The following is an 18,135-nucleotide window of genomic DNA, read 5'->3' as shown; positions in this document are numbered from 1 at the left end:
GGTCACCCGCGAGCCTCAGGTGCGCGTGCTGCTCCCGACAGCAACGAGTGCCGCCACCGCGGCTGCGATCCCGACGAGGCAGAGTCCGTTCAGGACGACGCCCCAGACCGCCGCCGTGCGGGGAGCGTCGCGCAGGGCGACGAGACCGAGGACCGTGCCGACGATCGCTCCGATCCCGAGACCGCCCAGCGTGAACATCGACACGACGCCGAGGACCACGGAAGCGGTGGCCAGGGGGTTCGACCGGCGAGCGCGGATCGGGTACGACGGCATCGGCGGGGCTGTGTGCACCGGGAACGACGGCGGTGCGTACGGCGGCGGTGTCAGCGTCGGCCGCATCGTCTGCACCGGCGGGACCGGGGTGACGCGTGGGGATCGCGCGACGGGCTCGGGCACCGGCGGTATCCGAGCGGATCGGTTCCGTTCGTGCCACTGGGCAGCGAGGACCCGCTTCATCGCCTCGCCGGCCCGGCTGGGGGTGGGGAGGCTCGCGTCCGCGACCTCCTCGGCCCGTGTCCGGTCCGACGTGTGCCCGACGGCGGTGACGACGGGCAGCAGGGACATGCGGACGGCGGCGGTCACTGCGGCGTCGTCGAAGACGCTGAGGTCCCCGCCGCCGCGGGTGAGCACGACGACGGCGTCGTCGGTCACCGGCAACGCCTCGATGGTGCGGGCGAGGGCAGCGGCGGAACCGGCCGCCTCGAGGGGCACGAAGTGGTGTTCGACCATCTCGCGGTGCGGCCGGAGCAGCGGGTCGGTGAAGTCCAGGCGGGCCTGCGACTGCGGCCCGCTGACGAGGTGGATGCGCCGGATCCGGCCGGGCAGGACGTCCATGAGCTGCTGGTGCGTGGCGTACACGTCGTGTTCCCCCCGGAGTACAGGCCGTCGTGAGCGTACCGCAGTCGCCCTCAGCGTCGTGCGCCTAGCGTGACCGACATGCGCATCGTCGTCATCGGAGCCACCGGCCACATCGGCACGTTCCTCGTCCCCCGTCTCGTCCGCGCCGGCCACGAGGTCGTCACGATCAGCCGCGGCACCAGCACCCCCTACGCCGACGCCGCGGAGTGGCAGCAGGTCGAGCAGGTCGTCGCGGACCGCGAGCAGGAGGACCGTGACGGCACCTTCGGGGAGCGCATCGTCGGGCTCCGGGCCGACGCGGTCGTCGACCTCGTCTGCTTCACGCTCGCCTCCGCCGAGGCGCTGGTCGCCGCGCTCCGCGGGACCGGCACGCACCTCGTGCACTGCGGGTCGATCTGGCGGGCCGGTGTGTCGGACGTGCTGCCGATCACGGAGGAGAACGCGACCGCACCCTTCGGCGAGTACGGCACCCAGAAGGACGCCATCGCCCGGATGCTCAAGCAGGAAACCGCCTCTGGCGGTGTCGAGACGACATCGATCCACCCCGGGCACATCAGTGGGCCCGGCTGGGTGCCGATCGGCCCGCTCGGCAACCTGAACACCTCCGTGCTCGCGCGGCTGTCGTCCGGCGCAGTGGTCGAGGTCCCCGGCCTCGGCGCCGAGACGATGGCCCACGTGCACGCCGACGACGTCGCCCAGGCGTTCCAGCTCGCGGTCGAGCACCGGGAGCGGGCCGTCGGCGAGGACTTCTTCATCACGGCGCCGACCGCACTCACCGTCCGCGGGTACGCGCGGCTCGCAGCGTCCTGGTTCGGCCAGGAGGCGCGGCTCGAGTCCGTCCCGTGGGACCGGTTCCGTGGGACCACGGCTCCCGAGCACGCCGACGCCAGCTGGGAGCACCTCTCGCGCAGCCAGGTGTTCAGCACCGAGAAGCCGGCGCGGGTGCTCGGCTACCGCCCGGCGTTCACCGCCGAGGAGACGGTGCTCGACGCGGTCCGGTGGCTCGTCGAGCACGACCGGGTCGAGACGGCGGCTCCCCTGGTCGTGTGACGCGGCTCACGGGTCCACAGGTCGGACCCTGCGACCTCGACGCCTCAGACGCCCCGGGGGCTCAGGACCACCAGTCCCCGGCGGCGGTGCACCGTCCACACCGTGAGGGCGACCCCGACGAGGACGGCCCCGCCGACCGTGACGGCGAGCCACCCGCCGGCACCCCAGAGGACGGACGCGAGGGCCGAACCGATCGCACCGCCGACGAAGTTCCCGGTGACGAACGCGGTGTTGAGGCGACTGCGCGCGGCGGGGTGGATCGCGAAGAGCCGCGTCTGGTTGAGCACGTTCGTGGCCTGCACGCCGACATCGAGCAGCACCACCGCGACCACGACGACGACGATCGATCGTGCTCCGAGGCCGGCGACGACGAGCGAGACGAGCACGACACCGAGCGCCGCGCCGGTGACCGGCACCGACAGGCCACGGTCGTGCAGTCGTCCCACGCGCTGGGTGGCGACGGCGCCCGCGAGACCCGCCAGCCCGACGAGCCCGATCGCGGTGGTCGAGTACTCGAACGGCTCCGCGCTGAGCAGGAACGTCAGCGCGGTCCAGAACATGGTGAAGACGGCGAACACGGTGGCGCTGATCACCAGGGTGACCTGCACGGCCCGGTGCGCCGCCACGGTCCGGAACACCGACGCGATGAGCCGCGGGTACGGGACGCGCTCGCGTCGCGGCAGCTCCGGGACCACCCGCCGCAGCAGGACGGCGAGGACGAGCGCGGCGACGGCGGCCACGACGTAGATCGTCCGCCACCCGAAGGCGTCCGCGACGAGACCCGCCACCGTCCGGGACACCAGGATCCCGGTCAGGACGCCCGACGCGATCGTCCCGACCACCCGGCCGCGCTCCGCCGGGTCCGCCAGGTCGCCGGCGAGGGGGATGAGGAGCTGCCCGGCGACGGTGGTCAGGCCGACCAGGGCGAGTGCGACGAGCAGCACGGCGAAGGACGGTGCGACGGCCGCGAACACCAGCGCGACGGCGGACGCCACGAGGACTCCTGGGACGAGCCGCCGCCGGTCGAGGACGTCCCCGAGGGGCACCACCAGCAGGATGCCGAGGGCGTACCCGACCTGCGTCAGGGTCACGAGCAGCCCGGCGAGCGCGACCGACGTCCCGAGCGACGTCGCGATGTCGTCGAGGAGCGGCTGCGCCCAGTAGAGGTTGCCGACCGCGGCTCCGCCGGCGACGGCGAAGAGCAGGGTGCGGCCGCGCGTCATGCCCGTGCCGGCGGTCACCGGCGCCGCCGGAACAACTCGGCGAGGCTCCACGCGCCGGGGGCGAGCCGCACGGCCGCCTCGGCCCGGACCGACTCCTCGTGGTCGCGGTCGCGGGTCAGCTCGTGGATGTCCTGCTCGGCGCGCAGGCGGAACCGCAGGCGCGCCAGGACGGAGCGGCGTCCCGCCGGTGGTGCGGTCCGGACCGGCTCGGTCCCCGTCATGCCGTAGTCGCGCGGTCCCGCGCGCGCTCGGCGATCCGCTCCGTCGCGGCCCACGAGGCGAGCACCCGCAGGGCGTCAGCGGTCGCCGAGCCGGGCGTCGCGGGGTAGATCGTCAGCGACAGCCCCGGGTCCTCGGTGAGCTCGAGGGTCTGGAAGTGCAGCTCGAGGTCGCCGACGACCCCGTGGTGGAAGGACTTCACGCCCGCGTAGTGCCGGCGCACGTCATGGGACGCCCACAGCTCGCGGAAGTCGTCGCTGCGCATCGAGAGCTCGCCGATGAGCGCCGCGAGCTCGCGGTCGTTCGGCGTGCGGCCCGCCTCGCGGCGGAGGATCGCGACGTTCGTGTGCGCGGCTCGCGCCCAGTCCCGGTAGAAGTTCCGCGAGCGCGGGTCGAGGAAGATGAACCGGGCGAAGTTGAGGGTCCGCGCCGACGCGTCCACCAGGTCCGAGTGCATCGCGTAGCCCAGCGCGTTCGCCGCGACGATGTCCTGCCGGTTGTTCACGATCATGGCCGGGGCGTCTGCGACCGCGTCGAGCAGGTACTGCAGCTCGGGACGCACGGCCGCGACGGGGGTGGGCCGGCCGGCCCGTCTCGGCGTCGTGTTCTGGTGCCGCGCGAGGTCGCGGAGGTGTTCGCGCTCGGCCGGGTCGAGCTGCAGCGCTCGGGCGACGGCGTCGAGCACGCTGTCCGACACGCCCTGCAGGTTCCCCCGCTCGAGCCGCGTGTAGTAGTCGATGCTCACCCCGGCGAGGCGGGAGACCTCCTCACGCCGGAGGCCGGTGACGCGCCGACGGGTGCCGAAGGTCTCGATGCCGGCCTGCTCGGGGGTGATGCGGGCGCGACGACCGGAGAGGAAGTCGCGCGCTTCGTCGCGGTGGTCCATGCGGTCACGCTACGACGCTCCGGTCTGCGGAGCGGGGTGCTGCCGGAACCCCGGTCAGCCGTCGGCGAGCGGGACGGACACGATCCGGTCGTCGCCCTCGGTCGGGTCGCCGCGGCCGTCGGTGTTGTTCGTGACGAACCACAGCTCGCCCTCCGGTCCCTTGAGCACGGTGCGGATACGGCCGAAGTCCCCCGCGAAGTACTCGGCCGACGTCGACGGGTCGTCCGCGAGGACCGCCCGGACGACCTCGCCCTGCAGGTTCGCGACGAAGACCGTGTCGTCGATCACGGTGAGTCCGCTGGGCGATGCGTCGTCGGTGGCCCACTGCTGCACAGGGTCCACGAACCCCTGGTCCTCGCCGCCGGTGCCCTCGACCTCCGGCCAGCCGTAGTCCTTCCCGGCCTCGATCACGTTGAGCTCGTCCCAGGTGTCCTGCCCGAACTCGGACGCGAACATCGTGCCGTCGGCCGTCCAGCCCATGCCCTGGACGTTGCGGTGTCCCGTGCTCCACACCGGCGACCCCGGGAAGGGGTTGCCGCCGGGCACGTCGCCGTCCGGGGTGTAGCGGAGGATCTTGCCCGCGAGCGAGTCGCGGTCCTGCGCGTCCGACCCCGTGCCGGCGTCGCCGACGCTCGCGTAGAGCATGCCGTCCGGACCGAAGGCGATCCGCCCGCCGTTGTGGAAGCTGTTCGCGGGCAGCCCGTCGACGATGGTCGTGGCGTCACCGAGGCCGTACGACCCGGTGGTCCCGGTGAGGTCGTAGCGCTGGATGCGGTTGCCGTCGTCGGCCGTCGAGTAGACGAAGAGGTCGCCGTCGTGCAGCGCGAGCCCGAGCAGTCCTCCCTCGCCGCCGTGCCGGACGCCCTCGACCGTCCCGACCGTCCGGTTCTTCCCGGAGCCGCTCAGCTCGAGCACCTTCGCGGAGTCCCGCTCGCTGATCAACGCGTCCGGACCGTCGCCCGTCCGCACCACCGACCAGGGCGCGTCGAGACCGGTGACGACGTCGGTCGGTTCGCCGTCCGGCCGGAGCTGCCCGGCGACCGGGGCACGGCTCGTGGTCGGCGCGCTCGTGGCGTCGGCGGTGCCCTCGAGCGTCCGCGCGGTGTCGTCGGAGCAGCCCGCGAGCAGGAGGGCCGCGACCGTCGCCAGGCCGGCTCCGATCAGGGTGCGGGTGCGGTGCGGGGTGCTGTCCACGGTGGTCCTCCCGGTGTCGTGCGTCGATCACACACGCCGCGCTCGGGAAACCGCTGGGTCCGCAGCCGTCCTGAGGGGTTCCGTCCTCCCCTCCCTCGGACGTGCGGCCCGGCCTACCGTCGGGGGCATGGAGATCCAGCCGGAGCAGCCCACCGTGAAGAACCCGCCCGAGCAGTTCACCGGGGACGTGTACCTCGACCCCATTGCCTCCCCGCAGGAGGCCGGACAGACGATGACCGTCGCGAAGGTCCGCTTCCTGCCCGGGGCCCGCACCGCCTGGCACTCGCACGCCAGGGGCCAGACCCTCCACGTGACCGAGGGCGTCGCGCTGATGGGCACCCGGGACGGCACCGTCATCACGGTGCAGCCCGGGCAGACGGTCTACACGCCCGCCGGCGAGGAGCACTGGCACGGCGCCACCCCGACCCGGTACACGGAGCACCTCGCGATGCTCGAGTCGGCGGACGACCCGTCGACCACGACCACCTGGCTGGAGCACGTGACCGACGAGCAGTACGGCGCGCGCTGAGGACGTCCCGACCCGGGCGTCCAGCCCCGCGGACGACGATGGCGGTCGTCGTCCGCGGACGACCCCACACCACCGGAAGGACCACCGCATGACCACCATCGCCATCGTCGGGGCCGGCAAGGGCCTCGGGCTCGCCGTCGCCGACCGCTTCGGGCGCGAGGGCTTCTCGATCGCCCTCGTCTCCCGCAACCAGGCCCGGCTCGACGAGCTCGCCGCCGAGCTCCGCGAGCGCGGGTACGACGCGGCCGGCTTCGCCGCGAACGTCCGTGACCAGGACTCGCTCCGCGGAGCGCTCGAGCGCGCCACGGAGCAGCTCGGCCCGATCGAGGTGCTGCAGTACAGCCCGCTGCCGGCGAAGGAGTACATGCGGCCGGTGCTGGAGACCACCGCCGAGGACCTCGTCGGCCCGATCGAGTTCTCCGTGTACGGGTCGGTGACCGCCGTGCGCCAGGTGCTGCCCGGCATGCGCGCGATCGGCCACGGCACGATCCTGTTCGTCAACGGCGGCAGCGCGGTCCGCCCGGGAGCCCGGGTGACGGGCACCTCCGTCGCGTTCGCCGGCGAGAGCGCCTACGCGCAGCTCCTGCACGACGCGGTGCGCGACGAGCAGGTCCACGTCGGCCAGCTGATCATCCCGTTCGGCATCGACGACGGACAGCCGGACCACTCCGGCGAGTCGATCGCGGACCGGCTGTGGACGATCCACTCCGAGCGGGGCGACTTCCGCACGTACGCGGAGCCGCTCCCCGAGTGACCGAGCGCTGACGGTCGGGAGGCGCGGGCCGGCCCCGCCCCGCGCCGCCCGGTCCGTCGGTGGGTCCGGGGACACAGCCGTCCGGCCGGGCTCGGCGGTCGCGTCCGGGCCCTCCTACCGTTGCCGCGTGGAACCGGGGACCTTCGACGGGACGGCGGGCATCGCGCTGCTCCTGCTGCTGCCGACGTCCGTCCTGTTCGTCGCGGCGGCGATCCGTCGTTCGGGCGCGCCACGGTGGGCGTGGGCGTGCTTCCTGTCCGGGACCGTCGGCGTGCTCGTGCTCCTGCACCTGGCCGGAGGGGTGCGGTACCCGGTCGACGCGCCGGAGCGCAGCGCCCTCGATCCGTGGGACTTCTTCCAGATCGTCGGCCTCGGAGTCGGCCGGATCGGCGTCGTCGTCAACGCCGTGGTCGCGACGGCCCGGGGTCTCCGTCACCCGGTCCCCTACGACGAGGTCCTGCCTCGGCGTGAGACCGCACTGGTCGTCGCCGCCTACTCCACGATGGCCGTCGCGGCCGCGGTACCTGCGGTCTGGTGGGCCTCGGGACTCGGGGTGGTGCCCCTGCCCGTCGAGCTCCCCGTGGTGCTCGCCGCCGTGGCCTTCCTCACGACGGCCCTGCTCCTCCGGTGGCGCCGACTCCGGGTCCTGGACGAGGCGGACCGCCCGATCGGGTTCCCGTGGCCGGCGGATGCCGTCGTCGCCGTCTGGCTCGTCGGCGCGCTCGCCGCGGGGCCGCTCGTCGCCGGGAGCGGGCTGCCGGACGGATCCCTGGTGGGGCGTCCCGACGAGGGGCGACCCCCGACGGCCCCGCGGTCGGCGGAGCCGGAGTGGCCGGGTCCGACACCGGCGGCCTCGACGTCCCTCGACGCCGCCGCGATCGAGGCCGGGACGCGGGCGCTGCTCGCGGACTCGATCGACCGGGCCGGGCCGCTCGACGACCTCACGTCGCCGACGCCGGCACCTGCGGACGCGCCACCGGTGGTGCTGGTCGAGCAGGCGTGCGACCAGGGCGGCCGGCGGTGGACCGGGTCGCTCGTCCTGCCGACCGTGCGACCGCAGGACCTCGCGCCGCGGGTGCTCGCGGGGTGGCGGGCCGCCGGGTACGCGCCGGTCGACCGGGCGATGGGGACCGACGTGGTCGGGCCGGTGCGTCCGGACGCGGCCGTCGAGCGGATGCGGCTCGGCGGCGGCACCGACGGTGTGCACGTCGACGTGCAGTCGTTCTGCACGTCGGGCTGAGGGGCGCGGGGTCCCGGACGGCGGTGAGCGGTGCGCCGCCCGTCAGCGGAGCCGGGGCACGTCGGAGGCGAGCCGGTCCCAGGACCGGTGCCGTGCCTCCAGTGCGGTGCGCTGGTCGTGCGCGAGGCGGGCCGCAGCGCGTTCCGGGCCGGTGGCGGGCCCGGCGCCGGGGACGCGACGGGCGGCGCGCGTCTCGCTCCAGCGGAGCAGGGCGAGCCCGAGGCGGTGCGCGGTCCGCTCGACGGGACCGACGTGGTCGAGGTGCAGTGCTGCGCTCATGATCCCTGGACCTCGTCGTCGAAGACGGGCACCGCTGCGAGGCGCAGGAAGACCCGGTTCGTGCCCGCGTCGGACGTGTCGTCGAGCTCGTGGCGGTCCCGGAACGTCTCGACGAGGGCGTGGATGCCGTCCATGAGCTCGGTGAGCTCGGACGGTGCGAGCCGCAGGATCGCGACGGAGAGGTCGGCGGCCTCGCGCCAGTCGGGGTCCATCGACTCCTGGTCGCGCGCGATGAACTCGCGGACGATCCGTTCGGCGAAGTCGTTCGACCCGCTGGCGAGGAGCCGGGCGGCGGCGATGCCGGCGGGCGAGTCGCCGGTCGTGGTCTCGACGGGGACCGGCGTCCGGCGCCACCAGCGTTCGCGGCCGTTGCCGCGACCGACGACCTCCTCGATGAAGCCGTGCTTCTCGAGCTGGCGGAGGTGGTAGCTGGTCGAGCCGGTGGACTCACCGACACGCTCGGCCAGGCTCGTCGCGGTCGCGGGACCGTGTGCGGCGAGCTCGTTGAACAGCTGCGTGCGCAACGGGTGGTTGAGGGCCTTCATCGACGGGAGGTCGAGGAGGCGTGCTTCGCGGGCCATACAGCGATCGTACGACCGCAAAGAATTCTTTGCAAGCGTCTCTTTGCAAGCGTCTCTTTGCAGCGGTTTCTCTGCGGTCTTCGGACTACCGGGCGGCCTCCGTGATCGCCCGGGCCAGCACGCGCGCGATGACGACGTTCGACGCCGCCGTGCCGTGGATGCCGTCCGGGGTCGAACCGCGGACCCAGGCGCCGTCGGCCAGCCGGAAGGCGGTGAACGGGTCGACGAACGACCAACCGTGGTCCTGCGCGGTGCGCTCGAGCGCGCGCGTCAGGACGAGCTGGCCCGTCCGCCGGTCCGCTCCCCACCGGCTGGTCGTCCAGTCCGACGGCGGACCGGCGACGACCAGGACGTGCTGCGCGCCGACCTTCTGCACCACGGCGTCGACGTTCGCGATGGTCGTCGCGGTCGGGACGGCCTGGTTGACGTCGTTCGTCCCGAGCTCCACCACGAGGACGTCGGCGTCGTGCACCGGACCGACCTCGGCGAGGACCTGGTCGGCGCGGTACCCGCTGTGGGCGTAGCCCCCGACGGCGTGCAGGCGTGCGTCCGGTTCGAGCACGTGCAGCCACGAGTCGGGACGGGCGGTGATGGAGTCCCCGGCGTACGCGAAGGTGATCGCGCCCGCACGGTCCCCGGTGCCGAGCGGCCCGGAGACGACCTGCTCGCGGACGGGGATCCGGACGCCGGCGTGGACGTCGGCCGGCTCGACCCGCTCGGCCCGTGCGGGGGCCGGGGCGACCGCCGCCACCCGGGCCTGCTCCACCGACGCGGCGGTGTGCGCGGTGACGACGACGGATCCGACGGCCAGGAGGCAGGCGGCGGTGACGGTGCTCGCGATCAGGGCGAGCCGGTGGGTTCGGGACACGACTCCAGTTCTCCCGCGGATCGCGCCCCGGTACCAGTCCCCACAGCTGGGGAACCGGCCCGGACGCTGTGGGTCCTCGCGGCCGTTCCCAGCTCCGGCACGCACGGTCAGAGCGTCCGCCGGACGGCGACCCGACGACCGCGTCCCGCCGTCGCCCACGTCCCGAGGGTCACCACCACGGGCAGCCCGATCGCGAGCAGCGCGAGGAACGGCCAGTCCGCCACGAACGGCATGTGCGTCGTGCCCTCGGGCCCCGCGGTGAACCGCAGGGTCAACGCGCGGATCGGCAGCAACCCGAGCAGTGTGCCGATCACCGCCCCGACGCTCGTGAGGATGGCCGCCTGCCACGCCGAGACCCGCCGGCGCAGCACCGGTGCGGCCCCGACCGCGTCGAAGACCTCATCGTCGCGCCGACCGTCCGAGCGGGCCAGTCCGATCGCGACGGCGGTCGCACCGATCGTGACCGCGGCCGCCAGGGCGAGCACGATCGCCTTCACGATGCCCTGCGCGTCCACCGGTCCGGTCTCGTACTGGAAGGCCGGGCCGCCCCACCGGTCCCGGTCGGCGCCGCCGCGGCTCTGCCACGCCGAGGACAGGTCGTCCGACCGGGACGCGCTGAGCTCGGACGGCAGCGTCGTGACGAGCATCGCGTCGACCGCGGGGACCCGGTGGCGCGCAGCGGTCTCAGGCGTCATGAACACCCCGATCTGGATGCGCGGCGTCTGGACGTCGAGCACCGCGGGGATCGTGGTCGTGGCGTCGGGTCGGGTGTGCGCGGTGATCGCGGGCGCCTCCCACGTCCGGTCGTGGAACGCGTCGAGCCGGACCGTGCCGTCGTGCTCGTACTCCGGCCAGAGCGACACCGCCTTGCCGCTGGCCAGGGCGTCCCGGACGGTCGCTGAGGGGCGGTGTCCGGTGAGCACTGCGTAGTCGTCGACGGTGCCGGTCCAGATGTGCGGTGCCGAGCTGTCCTGCGACGTCAGGTACCGCGAGCACGAGGTGGTGTCGTTCCCCCGGCAGTCCTTCGCCGCCCAGTCGTGCGGCAGCGTGACCGTCGTCGAGGTGTCGCCGGCCTGCTCCCAGACGGCGCCGAGCACCCGGATCCGGTCGTGTCGGAGCACGCCGGACGTGATCGTCGCGGCCCGGGCCGTCAGTGCGGCGTCGTAGCCGGAGGGCGTCCCGTCGTCGCCGTACAGCGCGACGGCGGCCGTGGCGACCCCGACCGCCGTGCGGTACTCGTAGTCGCGGACGAACTGGGCGTGCGACGACGCACTCCACGTCAGGGCCACGGAGGCGACGAAGACGACGCTCATCACGCTGGCGAGCACCGGCACGGTCCGCACCGGGTTGCGGCGGGCGTCCCGAGCGGCCAGGCGGGCCGACAGCCCCAGCCGCGCCGAGACCCGGGCGACCAGCGCGAGCAGCCACGGCGAGCAGATCGCGACGCCCACCTGCACCAGGCACGGACCGACGGCGACCCCGGCGCCGACCACCCAGGCCAGGCTGTCCTCCTGCACCGGGCGGTCGTTGAGCAGCAGGACGCCGGCGCCGCAGGCGAGGGTCATCACGGCGCCGACGGCGATGAGCACCGGTGCCCAGACGCGACGCCGACGTTCGGTGCGGGGGTTCGTCGACGCCGGACGGAGGGATCCCCGGAGCGCTGCGAGCACGTTGATCCGCGTGGCGGCGCGGGCGGCGACGAGCGCGGAGACCAGCCCTGCGAGCACGCCGGCGACGGTGATCGCCAGCAGCAGCGGGAGCGGGACGTGCAGGCCGGGCCAGGTACCGACGTTGCCGTTGTCGATCAGGTGGAACGCGGCGATGCCGATACCGGTGCCGAGCGCGACGCCGAGCACCGCGCCGGTGACCCCGAGGACGACCCCCGAACCGGCGACGACGGCGCGGACGAACCGGCGGTCGCCCCCGACGCTCGTGACGATCGCGTACGAGCGGGTGTCGGCGCGGGTGCCGACGAGGAACGCGGCGCCGGCGAGCAGCGCGACCTCGAACATCGCGAAGACCCCGAGCAGGGCCATGGCGCCGAGGTACCAGCCGAGCGTCGACCCCGTCGGGCCGCCGGGCAGCCGTTCGTCCGGCGGGTCGAGGACGACCGGTCGGGACTCGACGACGATGCCGTGCTGGTTGAGCTGCCGGACCTCGGACCACGAGGGCGCGTCCGTCGCCAGGTACACGGTGACGTCCGTGGTGCCGGCGCGGTCCGCACCGGTCGTCGGCGACAGCGTGGTCCCCCACGGCAGGAACACCCCCTGCGCGTCCGGGTCGGACGCGGCGTCGCGCATCGTCCCCGAGATCGTCATGCGCTTCGTCACCGGGTCCGTGATGTCCACGGTGTCCCCGACGGACGCTCGGAGCCGTTCCAGCGTCGCCGGCGTGACCATGAGCTCGTCCCGGTCCGACGGGGCCCTGCCGTCGAGGACGTGCCAGTGCCCGTCGAGCACGGTCGACCACGCGGAGCCCTCGACGGCGTTCAGTCCGACCGGCCCCTTCGGTCCGGCCAGCACGACGGACGACGCCCCGACCGGGATCGACACGGCGCCGGTCGGCACGTGGTCGAGCACGTTCGGGAACGCCTCGTCGCCGTCCGCGTCGGACGCGGGGCTGTTCCGGGCCGCCTGCGTGTACTGCCAGTCCACCGGGTCCTGCCGCATGCCGGGCAGGTCGGGCCCCGAGACGCGCATCTGTGCGGCGGCGTGACCGAGGTCGTACCGCAGCTGCTCGGCGGTCGTGGGCTGCGTCGACTGCATCACGATCGACGCCGCCGCGAAGCCCGCCGTCGGGATGCCGATGAGCGCGACGATCAGTGCGGCGCGGCCGACCTTCGCGAACGCCAGCCGACGGCCGAGCCGCAGTGCCGGGCGGACCGCGAACGGCGTGCGGACGCGGTCCCCGCGCTGCGACGAGCGCCCCGACGAGCGACCCGACGCGCGACCCGCCGAGCGCACGGTCCCGGTGCGCGCGGCGCGGCGGGCGCTGCGGTGCGGATCGGCGTCGGCGTCGTGCCGACGCTCGCTCACGACGCGGTCCGGTCCGCGAGGGCCATCTCGACACCCGAGTACACGGTCTCGTCGACCACCCGACCGTCCCGCAGGAAGACGATCCGGTCCGCCCAGGCGGCGTGCCGGGCGTCGTGCGTCACCAGGAGCGCGCCGGCCCCGGCGTCGACGTGCCGACGGAGCATGCGCAGCACCACCTCACCGGTCTGCGAGTCGAGGGCGCCGGTCGGCTCGTCGGCGAGGACCAGGCGGCGCTCCCCCACGACCCCGCGGGCGATCGCCACGCGCTGCTGCTGGCCGCCCGAGAGGTCGTCCGGGAAGGCGTCGGCGCGGTGGCCGAGCTCGACGTTCGCGAGGGCGAGCTCCGCGGCACGTCGCGCACGCGAGGCCTTCCAGCCGTCGAGCTCGAGCGGCAGCGCCACGTTCTCGACCGCGGTGAGCGACGGGATGAGGTTGAAGTCCTGGAAGACGAAGCCGATGAGGCGACGGCGCAGTGCGGCCAGCTCCTTCGACGGCCGGTCCGAGACGAAGTCGCCGTCGATGACGACCTCGCCGCTCGTCGGCGGCAGCAGGGTCCCGGCGCAGGCGAGCAGGGTCGACTTGCCGGACCCCGACGTGCCCATCACGGCGACCATCTCGCCGCGGCGGATCCGCAGGTCGATGCCGGCGAGGGCGGTGACGGCCTTCGACCCGGAGCCGTACTGCACGCTGACGGCGTCGAGCTCGAGGAGCGGGGCCTGGGTGCCGGGGACCGTCGCCGCGCTCATCGTGCGCTCCGGACGGTCTCGTCGGCCGGCGTCGCCGTGGGCGCGGGGTGCTCGTCCGGCCGGTACCGGGCGACGGTCGACTCCACGTGGTCGAGCCAGCGGACCTCGGCCTCGGCCTGGAACAGCATCGACTCGAGGACGAGCGACCACGGCAGGTCCGACGCGGGGTCGGACGTGCGCTTCAGTCGCGTGAGGTCCTGCAGGTTCCGGACGGCCGCCGTGCGCTGCAACTGCACCAGGCGGGTGACGTCGACGCCGGGCACGGTGACGGCCAGGGCGAACTTGATCGACAGCTCGTCGCGCCCGCGCTTCGCGGGCACCGGCTCGCTGAACCAGCGCGCGACCGCGTCGCGGCCCGCGTCCGTCGCCGTGTAGACGACGTGTCCGTCGTCGTCGGCGTCGCCGCGGGCCACGAGGCCGTCGCGTTCGAGACGGTCGAGCGTCGTGTAGACCTGGCCGATGTTCAGCGGCCAGGTCCCGCCGGTGCGGTGCTCGAACTCCCCCCGGAGCTGGTACCCGTACCCGGGTCCCCCCACCAGCAGCGCGAGTACGCCCATCCGTACGCTCATGACACTCCCCCGTCTCGGCCGCTCTGGCCATACTCGGTATGTACGAACTGAGTATGGCCATACCGAGTATGCAAGCGCAACCCCCGGACGGACGGGAGGCGCGGTGCCAGCCGGCACCGCGCCTCCCGTCCGCGAGGTGGCGGGGTCTACTCCCCCGGGCCGGAGAGCTCCTCGAACTCCTCGTCCGTGAGTTCGACCGTCGCACCCTGGAGGTTGTCCTCGAGGTGGTCGACGCTCGACGTGCCCGGGATCGGGAGCATGACGGGCGACCGCTTGAGCAGCCAGGCCAGGGCGAGCTGGGCCGGCGTCGCACCCTTGCGGTTCGCGATCTCGGTGAGCGGGGAGTCGTCGCCGGTCAGCCCACCGGTGGCGAGCGGGAACCACGGGATGAAGCCGATGCCCTGCTCCTCGGACCAGTCGAGCAGCTCCTCGGCGTCGCGCTTCTGCAGGTTGTAGAGGTTCTGCACGGAGACGATCGTCGCGATCTCCTGTGCGGCCTTCACCTCGTCGACGGAGACCTCGGACAGGCCGATGTGGCGGATCTTGCCCTCGTCCTGCAGCTTCTTCAGCTCGCCGACCTGGTCCTCGAGCGGGACCTTCGGGTCGATGCGGTGCAGCTGGAACAGGTCGATGCGCTCGAGGCCCAGGCGGCGGAGGCTCATCTCGGCCTCCTGGCGCAGGTACTCCGGGCGGCCGACCGGCGGCCAGACGTTCGGGCCGGTGCGGGTCAGGCCGGCCTTCGTGGCGATGACGACGTCGTCGCCGTAGGGGTGCAGAGCCTCCTTGAGGAGCTCCTCGGCGACGTAGGGGCCGTACGAGTCGGCGGTGTCGAAGAAGTTCACGCCGAGCTCGACGGCGCGCTTGAGGACGCGGACGGCCTCGTCGTGGTCCTTCGGCGGGCCCCAGACGCCGGGGCCGGTGAGCTGCATGGTGCCGTAGCCGAGTCGGTTGACCTCGAGGTCCCCACCGATGCGGAAGGTGCCGGAGGACGCGGCCGGACGGTTCGTGGTGTCAGTGCCTGTGGTCATGACCCCGGTCTACGCCACCCGTGTTGCCGCTCTCTGAGTCGGTGTCCCCCGGACCGGACGGACCCGAGGTCGCTCAGCGGCCCGGTCGCGGGTACGGGGTCTCGCCCCGCTCCAGGCCGCCGACGAGCTTCGCCACCCGGTTCGCGCGGGCCGTCGCACTCGGCGCCGTCACGACGCGGTGCACGACGGCGTACCGGTTCGTGGCGTCGAGGTCGGCGAACAGTGCCGCCGCCGCCGGGGCCGCGTCGAGCGCGGCCCGCAGGTCGTCCGGCACGGCGGCGGTCGCGGCCCCCGCGTAGGCGCGGTCCCACCGGCCGTCGCCCTTCGCCCGGTCGATCTCCGCCTGACCCCGTGCGCGCATGCGGCCCTCGGCGAGCAGCGCCGCGACCAGCCCGATGTTGCGCTGCGACCAGAGCGACGCCTTCCGCCGTGGGGTGAACCGCTGCCGGAACGTCGCCGCGTCCCGACCGCGCTTCTGGCCGTCGATCCACCCGGAGCAGAGTGCCTCGTCGAGCGCCTGGTCGTAGGTCACGCTCGTCGGCTCCGTGGTGCCCTTCTTCGCGAGCACGAGCCACACCCCGTCCGGGTCGTCCTCGTGCGCGTCGAGCCAGGCGCGCCACGCGGCGGCGTCGGGCAGGACCAGGTCGTCGGCGTCCATGCGCTCATCGTAGGTCGGCAGGTGCGGGTTGCGCGGTGGGTTCTCCGGTGCGCCCGCCGTCGGCCTGCGCGGGCCGCAGCGCGCGCTTCCCGTGCGGTGAGATCACACTTCGGCAGCCATCCGGCCCGTCGGACCCGGCCGGAAGTGCGATCTCGGCGGCCCCGCGCCGCTCAGACCCAGTGCGGCTGCGCCAGCATCCCGGTCGGGTCCGCCTGCTCCGCGATCCGGTGCAGCCGCGAGGTGTTCACGTCGAAGTAGTCCGACGGCTCCGTGACGGCAGCGTCGCAGTAGTTCGCGTAGGCCGCGTCGCCCCACGCCGGCCGCATCGCCGCCCGGAAGCGCCGGACGTACGCGTCGAAGGGCGCCGGGTCCGCACCGTCCGCGAAGACCGCGGTGTACTGCACGGTCATCAGGGCAGACCGCCACGGGAACGCCGTGTCCGTCCGTCCGATCTCGGCGACGGCGCCGCCCAGGGCGTCCAGTGCGACGCCGCCCTCCCGGTTGCCGTCGACGTCACCCGCCGCGCGGGCATGCTGCACGAGCGTGTCGATCTGGGCGTCGGTGAGCTTCGCCGTGCCGACGGACGACGTCGCTGCCTGCGACACGCGCTGCGGTGTCCCGGCGAGTGCCGCCATCGCCGCCCCGTAGGTGAGCTCCTGGGCGGTGTGGGCGAGCGGTGTCGCGCCCGTCGCACGGACGAAGCCGTCCACCGAGGCGTCCGCCCCGGTCTTCGCGCCCGTCCAGACGCCGGTCACGGTGACGGTCGGGGCGGTGTGCCGCGAGCCGTTCAGCAGTTTCAGCGTGGACCAGAGCTGCCGGTCGGCGGTGGGCGCCCAGTCCTGCCAGGCGCGCACCACGGCAGCGGCGGCGGACCACGGGAACGTGATGCGGAAGAGCAGGACGGGAGGCGCCGGCTGGGTCCGGTAGGTGAGTGCGGTCACGACGCCGACGGTCCCGCCCCCGCCGCCGCGGCAGGCCCAGAACAGGTCCGGTTCGGCGCTCGACGAGACCTCGTGCACGGAGCCGTCCGGCGTGACGAGCGTGACGCCGGTGAGCTGGTCGCACGTCAGGCCGAACGACCGGACGAGCACGCCGACCCCGCCGCCGAGGGTGATCCCGCCGATGCCCACGGTCGGGCACGAGCCCGAGCCGATCGCGCGCCCGGCCTTCGCGAGCGTGGCGTACACGTCGGCGAGCTGCGCCCCCGGTCCGACGGTCACGGTGTGGTCGTCGTGGAGCTCGACCCCGTCGAGGTCCTGGGTGCTGATCACGAGCGACCGGGGGACGTCGGTCCCGCTCGCGCCGCCCGCGGACCAGCCCGTGTAGGAGTGCCCGCCGGCCCGGAGGGCGACCGGCGTGTGCGTGTTCCGCGCGAACGCCAGTCCTGCCTGCACGTCCGCCGTGCCGGCGACCCGCAGGATGCCCTGGGGATCAGCGTCGTCGTACCGCGGGTTCTCGACGAGTCGTGCGCGGTCCCACCCGTCCGACCCGGAGCGCAGCAGGCGACCGGAGACCGCCGCGGCGAGGGCGTCCCACGAGTCGGGGCCGCCGGGCGTCGCCGACGCCGTCGGGCTGCCCGTCGGTCCGGGTGTCCCGGTGGCCGGGCCGGTGGCGGACGGGGACGGCGACGGCTCGGCACGGCTGCACGCCGCGAGCACGCCGGCGATGCCGAGTCCGACTCCCCCGGCGATCAGCACACGCCGGGTCGTCACGGGGGTCCGCCGGTCGGGTCGGTGTTCGCTCACCAGACCTGTCTACGCCGCCACGCGCGGGTCGCCGTCCGCCGCACGGGTGAGATCCGGTGGTCGACCGGCCAGGGGCGCCTGGACGGTGTGGGGCAGTCAGGCGGCGGAGCTGCTGATGCGCGTCGCGCCGGCCCACTCGCGCACCCACTCCGGGACCGTCAGGTCGTGCCCGGGCTCCCCCGCGGCCGCGAGCAGCTCCGACGGCGGGACGGTGCCGCCGGTCTTCCGCAGGAAGCGCGCCTGCACGACGGCCCGGGCGACCACGGTCCCGTGCCGCACGAAGGTCTGCTCGAGGTACGCCGCCCGGTCGTCCAGACCGAGCACGCGGGTGACGAGCTCGATCCGTTGCCCGAGCGTCAGCGACCGCTTGTAGGTGATCGTCTGCGCGGAGACGACCGGGTACCAGCCGCGCTCGGCGATCTCGCCCCAGAAGCCGGACCGCAGCATGAGGTCGAGCCGCCCGAGGTCGAGCATCGAGAGGTACTTCCCGTTGTTCACGTGCCGCAGTGGATCGAGGTCGGTGACCACCACCCGGAACGGCGTGCGCACCTCGTCCCAGAGCGCCGGTCGACGGCCGGACACCGCCGGACGGAGGCGGACGCGCAACTGCAGCAGGAACAGCCGGAAGTACAGGTTCACCCGCCGATCACACCAGCGTCGCCGTCGCCAGGGC

Annotated in this window: 19 protein-coding genes; 4 read left to right on the top strand and 15 right to left on the bottom strand. The window is 74.0% G+C overall.

The window, feature by feature from the left end; translation table 11 throughout:
* Positions 1–15 precede the first annotated feature (15 nt).
* Complete coding sequence (locus AAEP86_RS03490; RefSeq protein WP_420369161.1) at positions 16–858, bottom strand: exodeoxyribonuclease VII large subunit; 843 nt, start codon at positions 856–858, stop codon at positions 16–18.
* Between the two features lie 78 nt (positions 859–936).
* Here AAEP86_RS03490 and AAEP86_RS03485 point away from each other — a divergent pair, with 78 nt between their 5' ends.
* Entirely contained in the window at positions 937–1,908 is a 972-nt protein-coding gene (locus AAEP86_RS03485; RefSeq protein WP_420369160.1) for an NAD-dependent epimerase/dehydratase family protein, read from the top strand.
* A 44-nt stretch (positions 1,909–1,952) separates the two neighbouring features.
* Here the strand turns inward: AAEP86_RS03485 and AAEP86_RS03480 are convergent, their stop codons facing one another.
* Genes AAEP86_RS03480 through AAEP86_RS03465 form a run of 4 tightly spaced genes read right to left on the bottom strand, consistent with a single transcriptional unit; the run spans position 1,953 to position 5,430 of the window.
* The gene (locus AAEP86_RS03480) at positions 1,953–3,149 is read right to left on the bottom strand and encodes an MFS transporter (protein WP_420369159.1); all 1,197 of its coding nucleotides are present in this window, start codon (positions 3,147–3,149) and stop codon (positions 1,953–1,955) included.
* Positions 3,146–3,352 (bottom strand): hypothetical protein, encoded by a 207-nt coding sequence (locus AAEP86_RS03475; RefSeq protein ID WP_420369158.1) that lies wholly within the window; start codon positions 3,350–3,352, stop codon positions 3,146–3,148. Before AAEP86_RS03475 ends, AAEP86_RS03480 begins: the two co-directional genes overlap by 4 nt.
* Complete coding sequence (locus AAEP86_RS03470) at positions 3,349–4,236, bottom strand: helix-turn-helix transcriptional regulator (protein WP_420369157.1); 888 nt, start codon at positions 4,234–4,236, stop codon at positions 3,349–3,351. Before AAEP86_RS03470 ends, AAEP86_RS03475 begins: the two co-directional genes overlap by 4 nt.
* Before the next feature lie 54 nt (positions 4,237–4,290).
* Positions 4,291–5,430: a PQQ-dependent sugar dehydrogenase gene (locus AAEP86_RS03465; protein WP_420369156.1), complete on the bottom strand. Its 1,140-nt coding sequence runs from the start codon at positions 5,428–5,430 to the stop codon at positions 4,291–4,293.
* Positions 5,431–5,557: 127 nt separating this feature from the next.
* Between AAEP86_RS03465 and AAEP86_RS03460 the strand changes: the two genes are divergently transcribed.
* The 3 genes from AAEP86_RS03460 to AAEP86_RS03450 all read left to right on the top strand — a co-directional run bounded on the left by AAEP86_RS03460 (position 5,558) and on the right by AAEP86_RS03450 (position 7,953).
* Positions 5,558–5,959: a (R)-mandelonitrile lyase gene (locus AAEP86_RS03460; RefSeq protein WP_420369155.1), complete on the top strand. Its 402-nt coding sequence runs from the start codon at positions 5,558–5,560 to the stop codon at positions 5,957–5,959.
* 88 nt (positions 5,960–6,047) lie between these two features.
* The gene (locus AAEP86_RS03455; protein ID WP_420369154.1) at positions 6,048–6,713 is read left to right on the top strand and encodes an SDR family NAD(P)-dependent oxidoreductase; all 666 of its coding nucleotides are present in this window, start codon (positions 6,048–6,050) and stop codon (positions 6,711–6,713) included.
* Between the two features lie 127 nt (positions 6,714–6,840).
* A complete protein-coding gene (locus tag AAEP86_RS03450) occupies positions 6,841–7,953 on the top strand; it encodes a hypothetical protein (RefSeq protein WP_420369153.1) in 1,113 nt (370 codons plus the stop codon).
* A gap of 42 nt (positions 7,954–7,995) precedes the next feature.
* On the opposite strand, the gene AAEP86_RS03445 is transcribed toward AAEP86_RS03450, so the two are convergent.
* From AAEP86_RS03445 to AAEP86_RS03400, 10 genes are all read right to left on the bottom strand, one after another.
* A complete protein-coding gene (locus AAEP86_RS03445; protein ID WP_420369152.1) occupies positions 7,996–8,232 on the bottom strand; it encodes a hypothetical protein in 237 nt (78 codons plus the stop codon).
* The gene (locus AAEP86_RS03440) at positions 8,229–8,813 is read right to left on the bottom strand and encodes a helix-turn-helix domain-containing protein (protein WP_420369151.1); all 585 of its coding nucleotides are present in this window, start codon (positions 8,811–8,813) and stop codon (positions 8,229–8,231) included. The genes AAEP86_RS03445 and AAEP86_RS03440 overlap by 4 nt, the downstream gene beginning before the upstream one ends.
* A gap of 85 nt (positions 8,814–8,898) precedes the next feature.
* Positions 8,899–9,681 (bottom strand): SGNH/GDSL hydrolase family protein, encoded by a 783-nt coding sequence (locus tag AAEP86_RS03435; RefSeq protein ID WP_420369150.1) that lies wholly within the window; start codon positions 9,679–9,681, stop codon positions 8,899–8,901.
* A gap of 107 nt (positions 9,682–9,788) precedes the next feature.
* Positions 9,789–12,716: an FtsX-like permease family protein gene (locus AAEP86_RS03430; RefSeq protein WP_420369149.1), complete on the bottom strand. Its 2,928-nt coding sequence runs from the start codon at positions 12,714–12,716 to the stop codon at positions 9,789–9,791.
* Entirely contained in the window at positions 12,713–13,462 is a 750-nt protein-coding gene (locus tag AAEP86_RS03425; RefSeq protein WP_420369148.1) for an ABC transporter ATP-binding protein, read from the bottom strand. Before AAEP86_RS03425 ends, AAEP86_RS03430 begins: the two co-directional genes overlap by 4 nt.
* A complete protein-coding gene (locus tag AAEP86_RS03420; RefSeq protein ID WP_420369147.1) occupies positions 13,459–14,031 on the bottom strand; it encodes a PadR family transcriptional regulator in 573 nt (190 codons plus the stop codon). The genes AAEP86_RS03425 and AAEP86_RS03420 overlap by 4 nt, the downstream gene beginning before the upstream one ends.
* Positions 14,032–14,177: 146 nt before the next feature.
* Entirely contained in the window at positions 14,178–15,059 is an 882-nt protein-coding gene (locus AAEP86_RS03415) for an aldo/keto reductase (protein ID WP_420369146.1), read from the bottom strand.
* Positions 15,060–15,132: 73 nt separating this feature from the next.
* Positions 15,133–15,717 carry a YdeI/OmpD-associated family protein gene (locus tag AAEP86_RS03410; RefSeq protein WP_420369145.1) on the bottom strand — a complete coding sequence of 195 codons (585 nt, stop codon included), beginning with the start codon at positions 15,715–15,717 and terminating at the stop codon, positions 15,133–15,135.
* Positions 15,718–15,887: 170 nt separating this feature from the next.
* A complete protein-coding gene (locus AAEP86_RS03405; RefSeq protein WP_420369144.1) occupies positions 15,888–17,462 on the bottom strand; it encodes an FAD-binding oxidoreductase in 1,575 nt (524 codons plus the stop codon).
* Between the two features lie 96 nt (positions 17,463–17,558).
* Positions 17,559–18,101 (bottom strand): acyl-CoA thioesterase, encoded by a 543-nt coding sequence (locus AAEP86_RS03400; protein WP_420369143.1) that lies wholly within the window; start codon positions 18,099–18,101, stop codon positions 17,559–17,561.
* Between the last annotated feature and the right edge of the window lie 34 nt (positions 18,102–18,135).

The sequence above is a fragment of the Curtobacterium sp. L1-20 genome, assembly GCF_048755855.1.
In the GTDB taxonomy this organism is placed as follows: Bacteria; Actinomycetota; Actinomycetes; order Actinomycetales; family Microbacteriaceae; genus Curtobacterium.
Note: the sequence above shows the minus strand (reverse complement) of the source record. Positions and strands in the feature narration are given on the sequence as shown.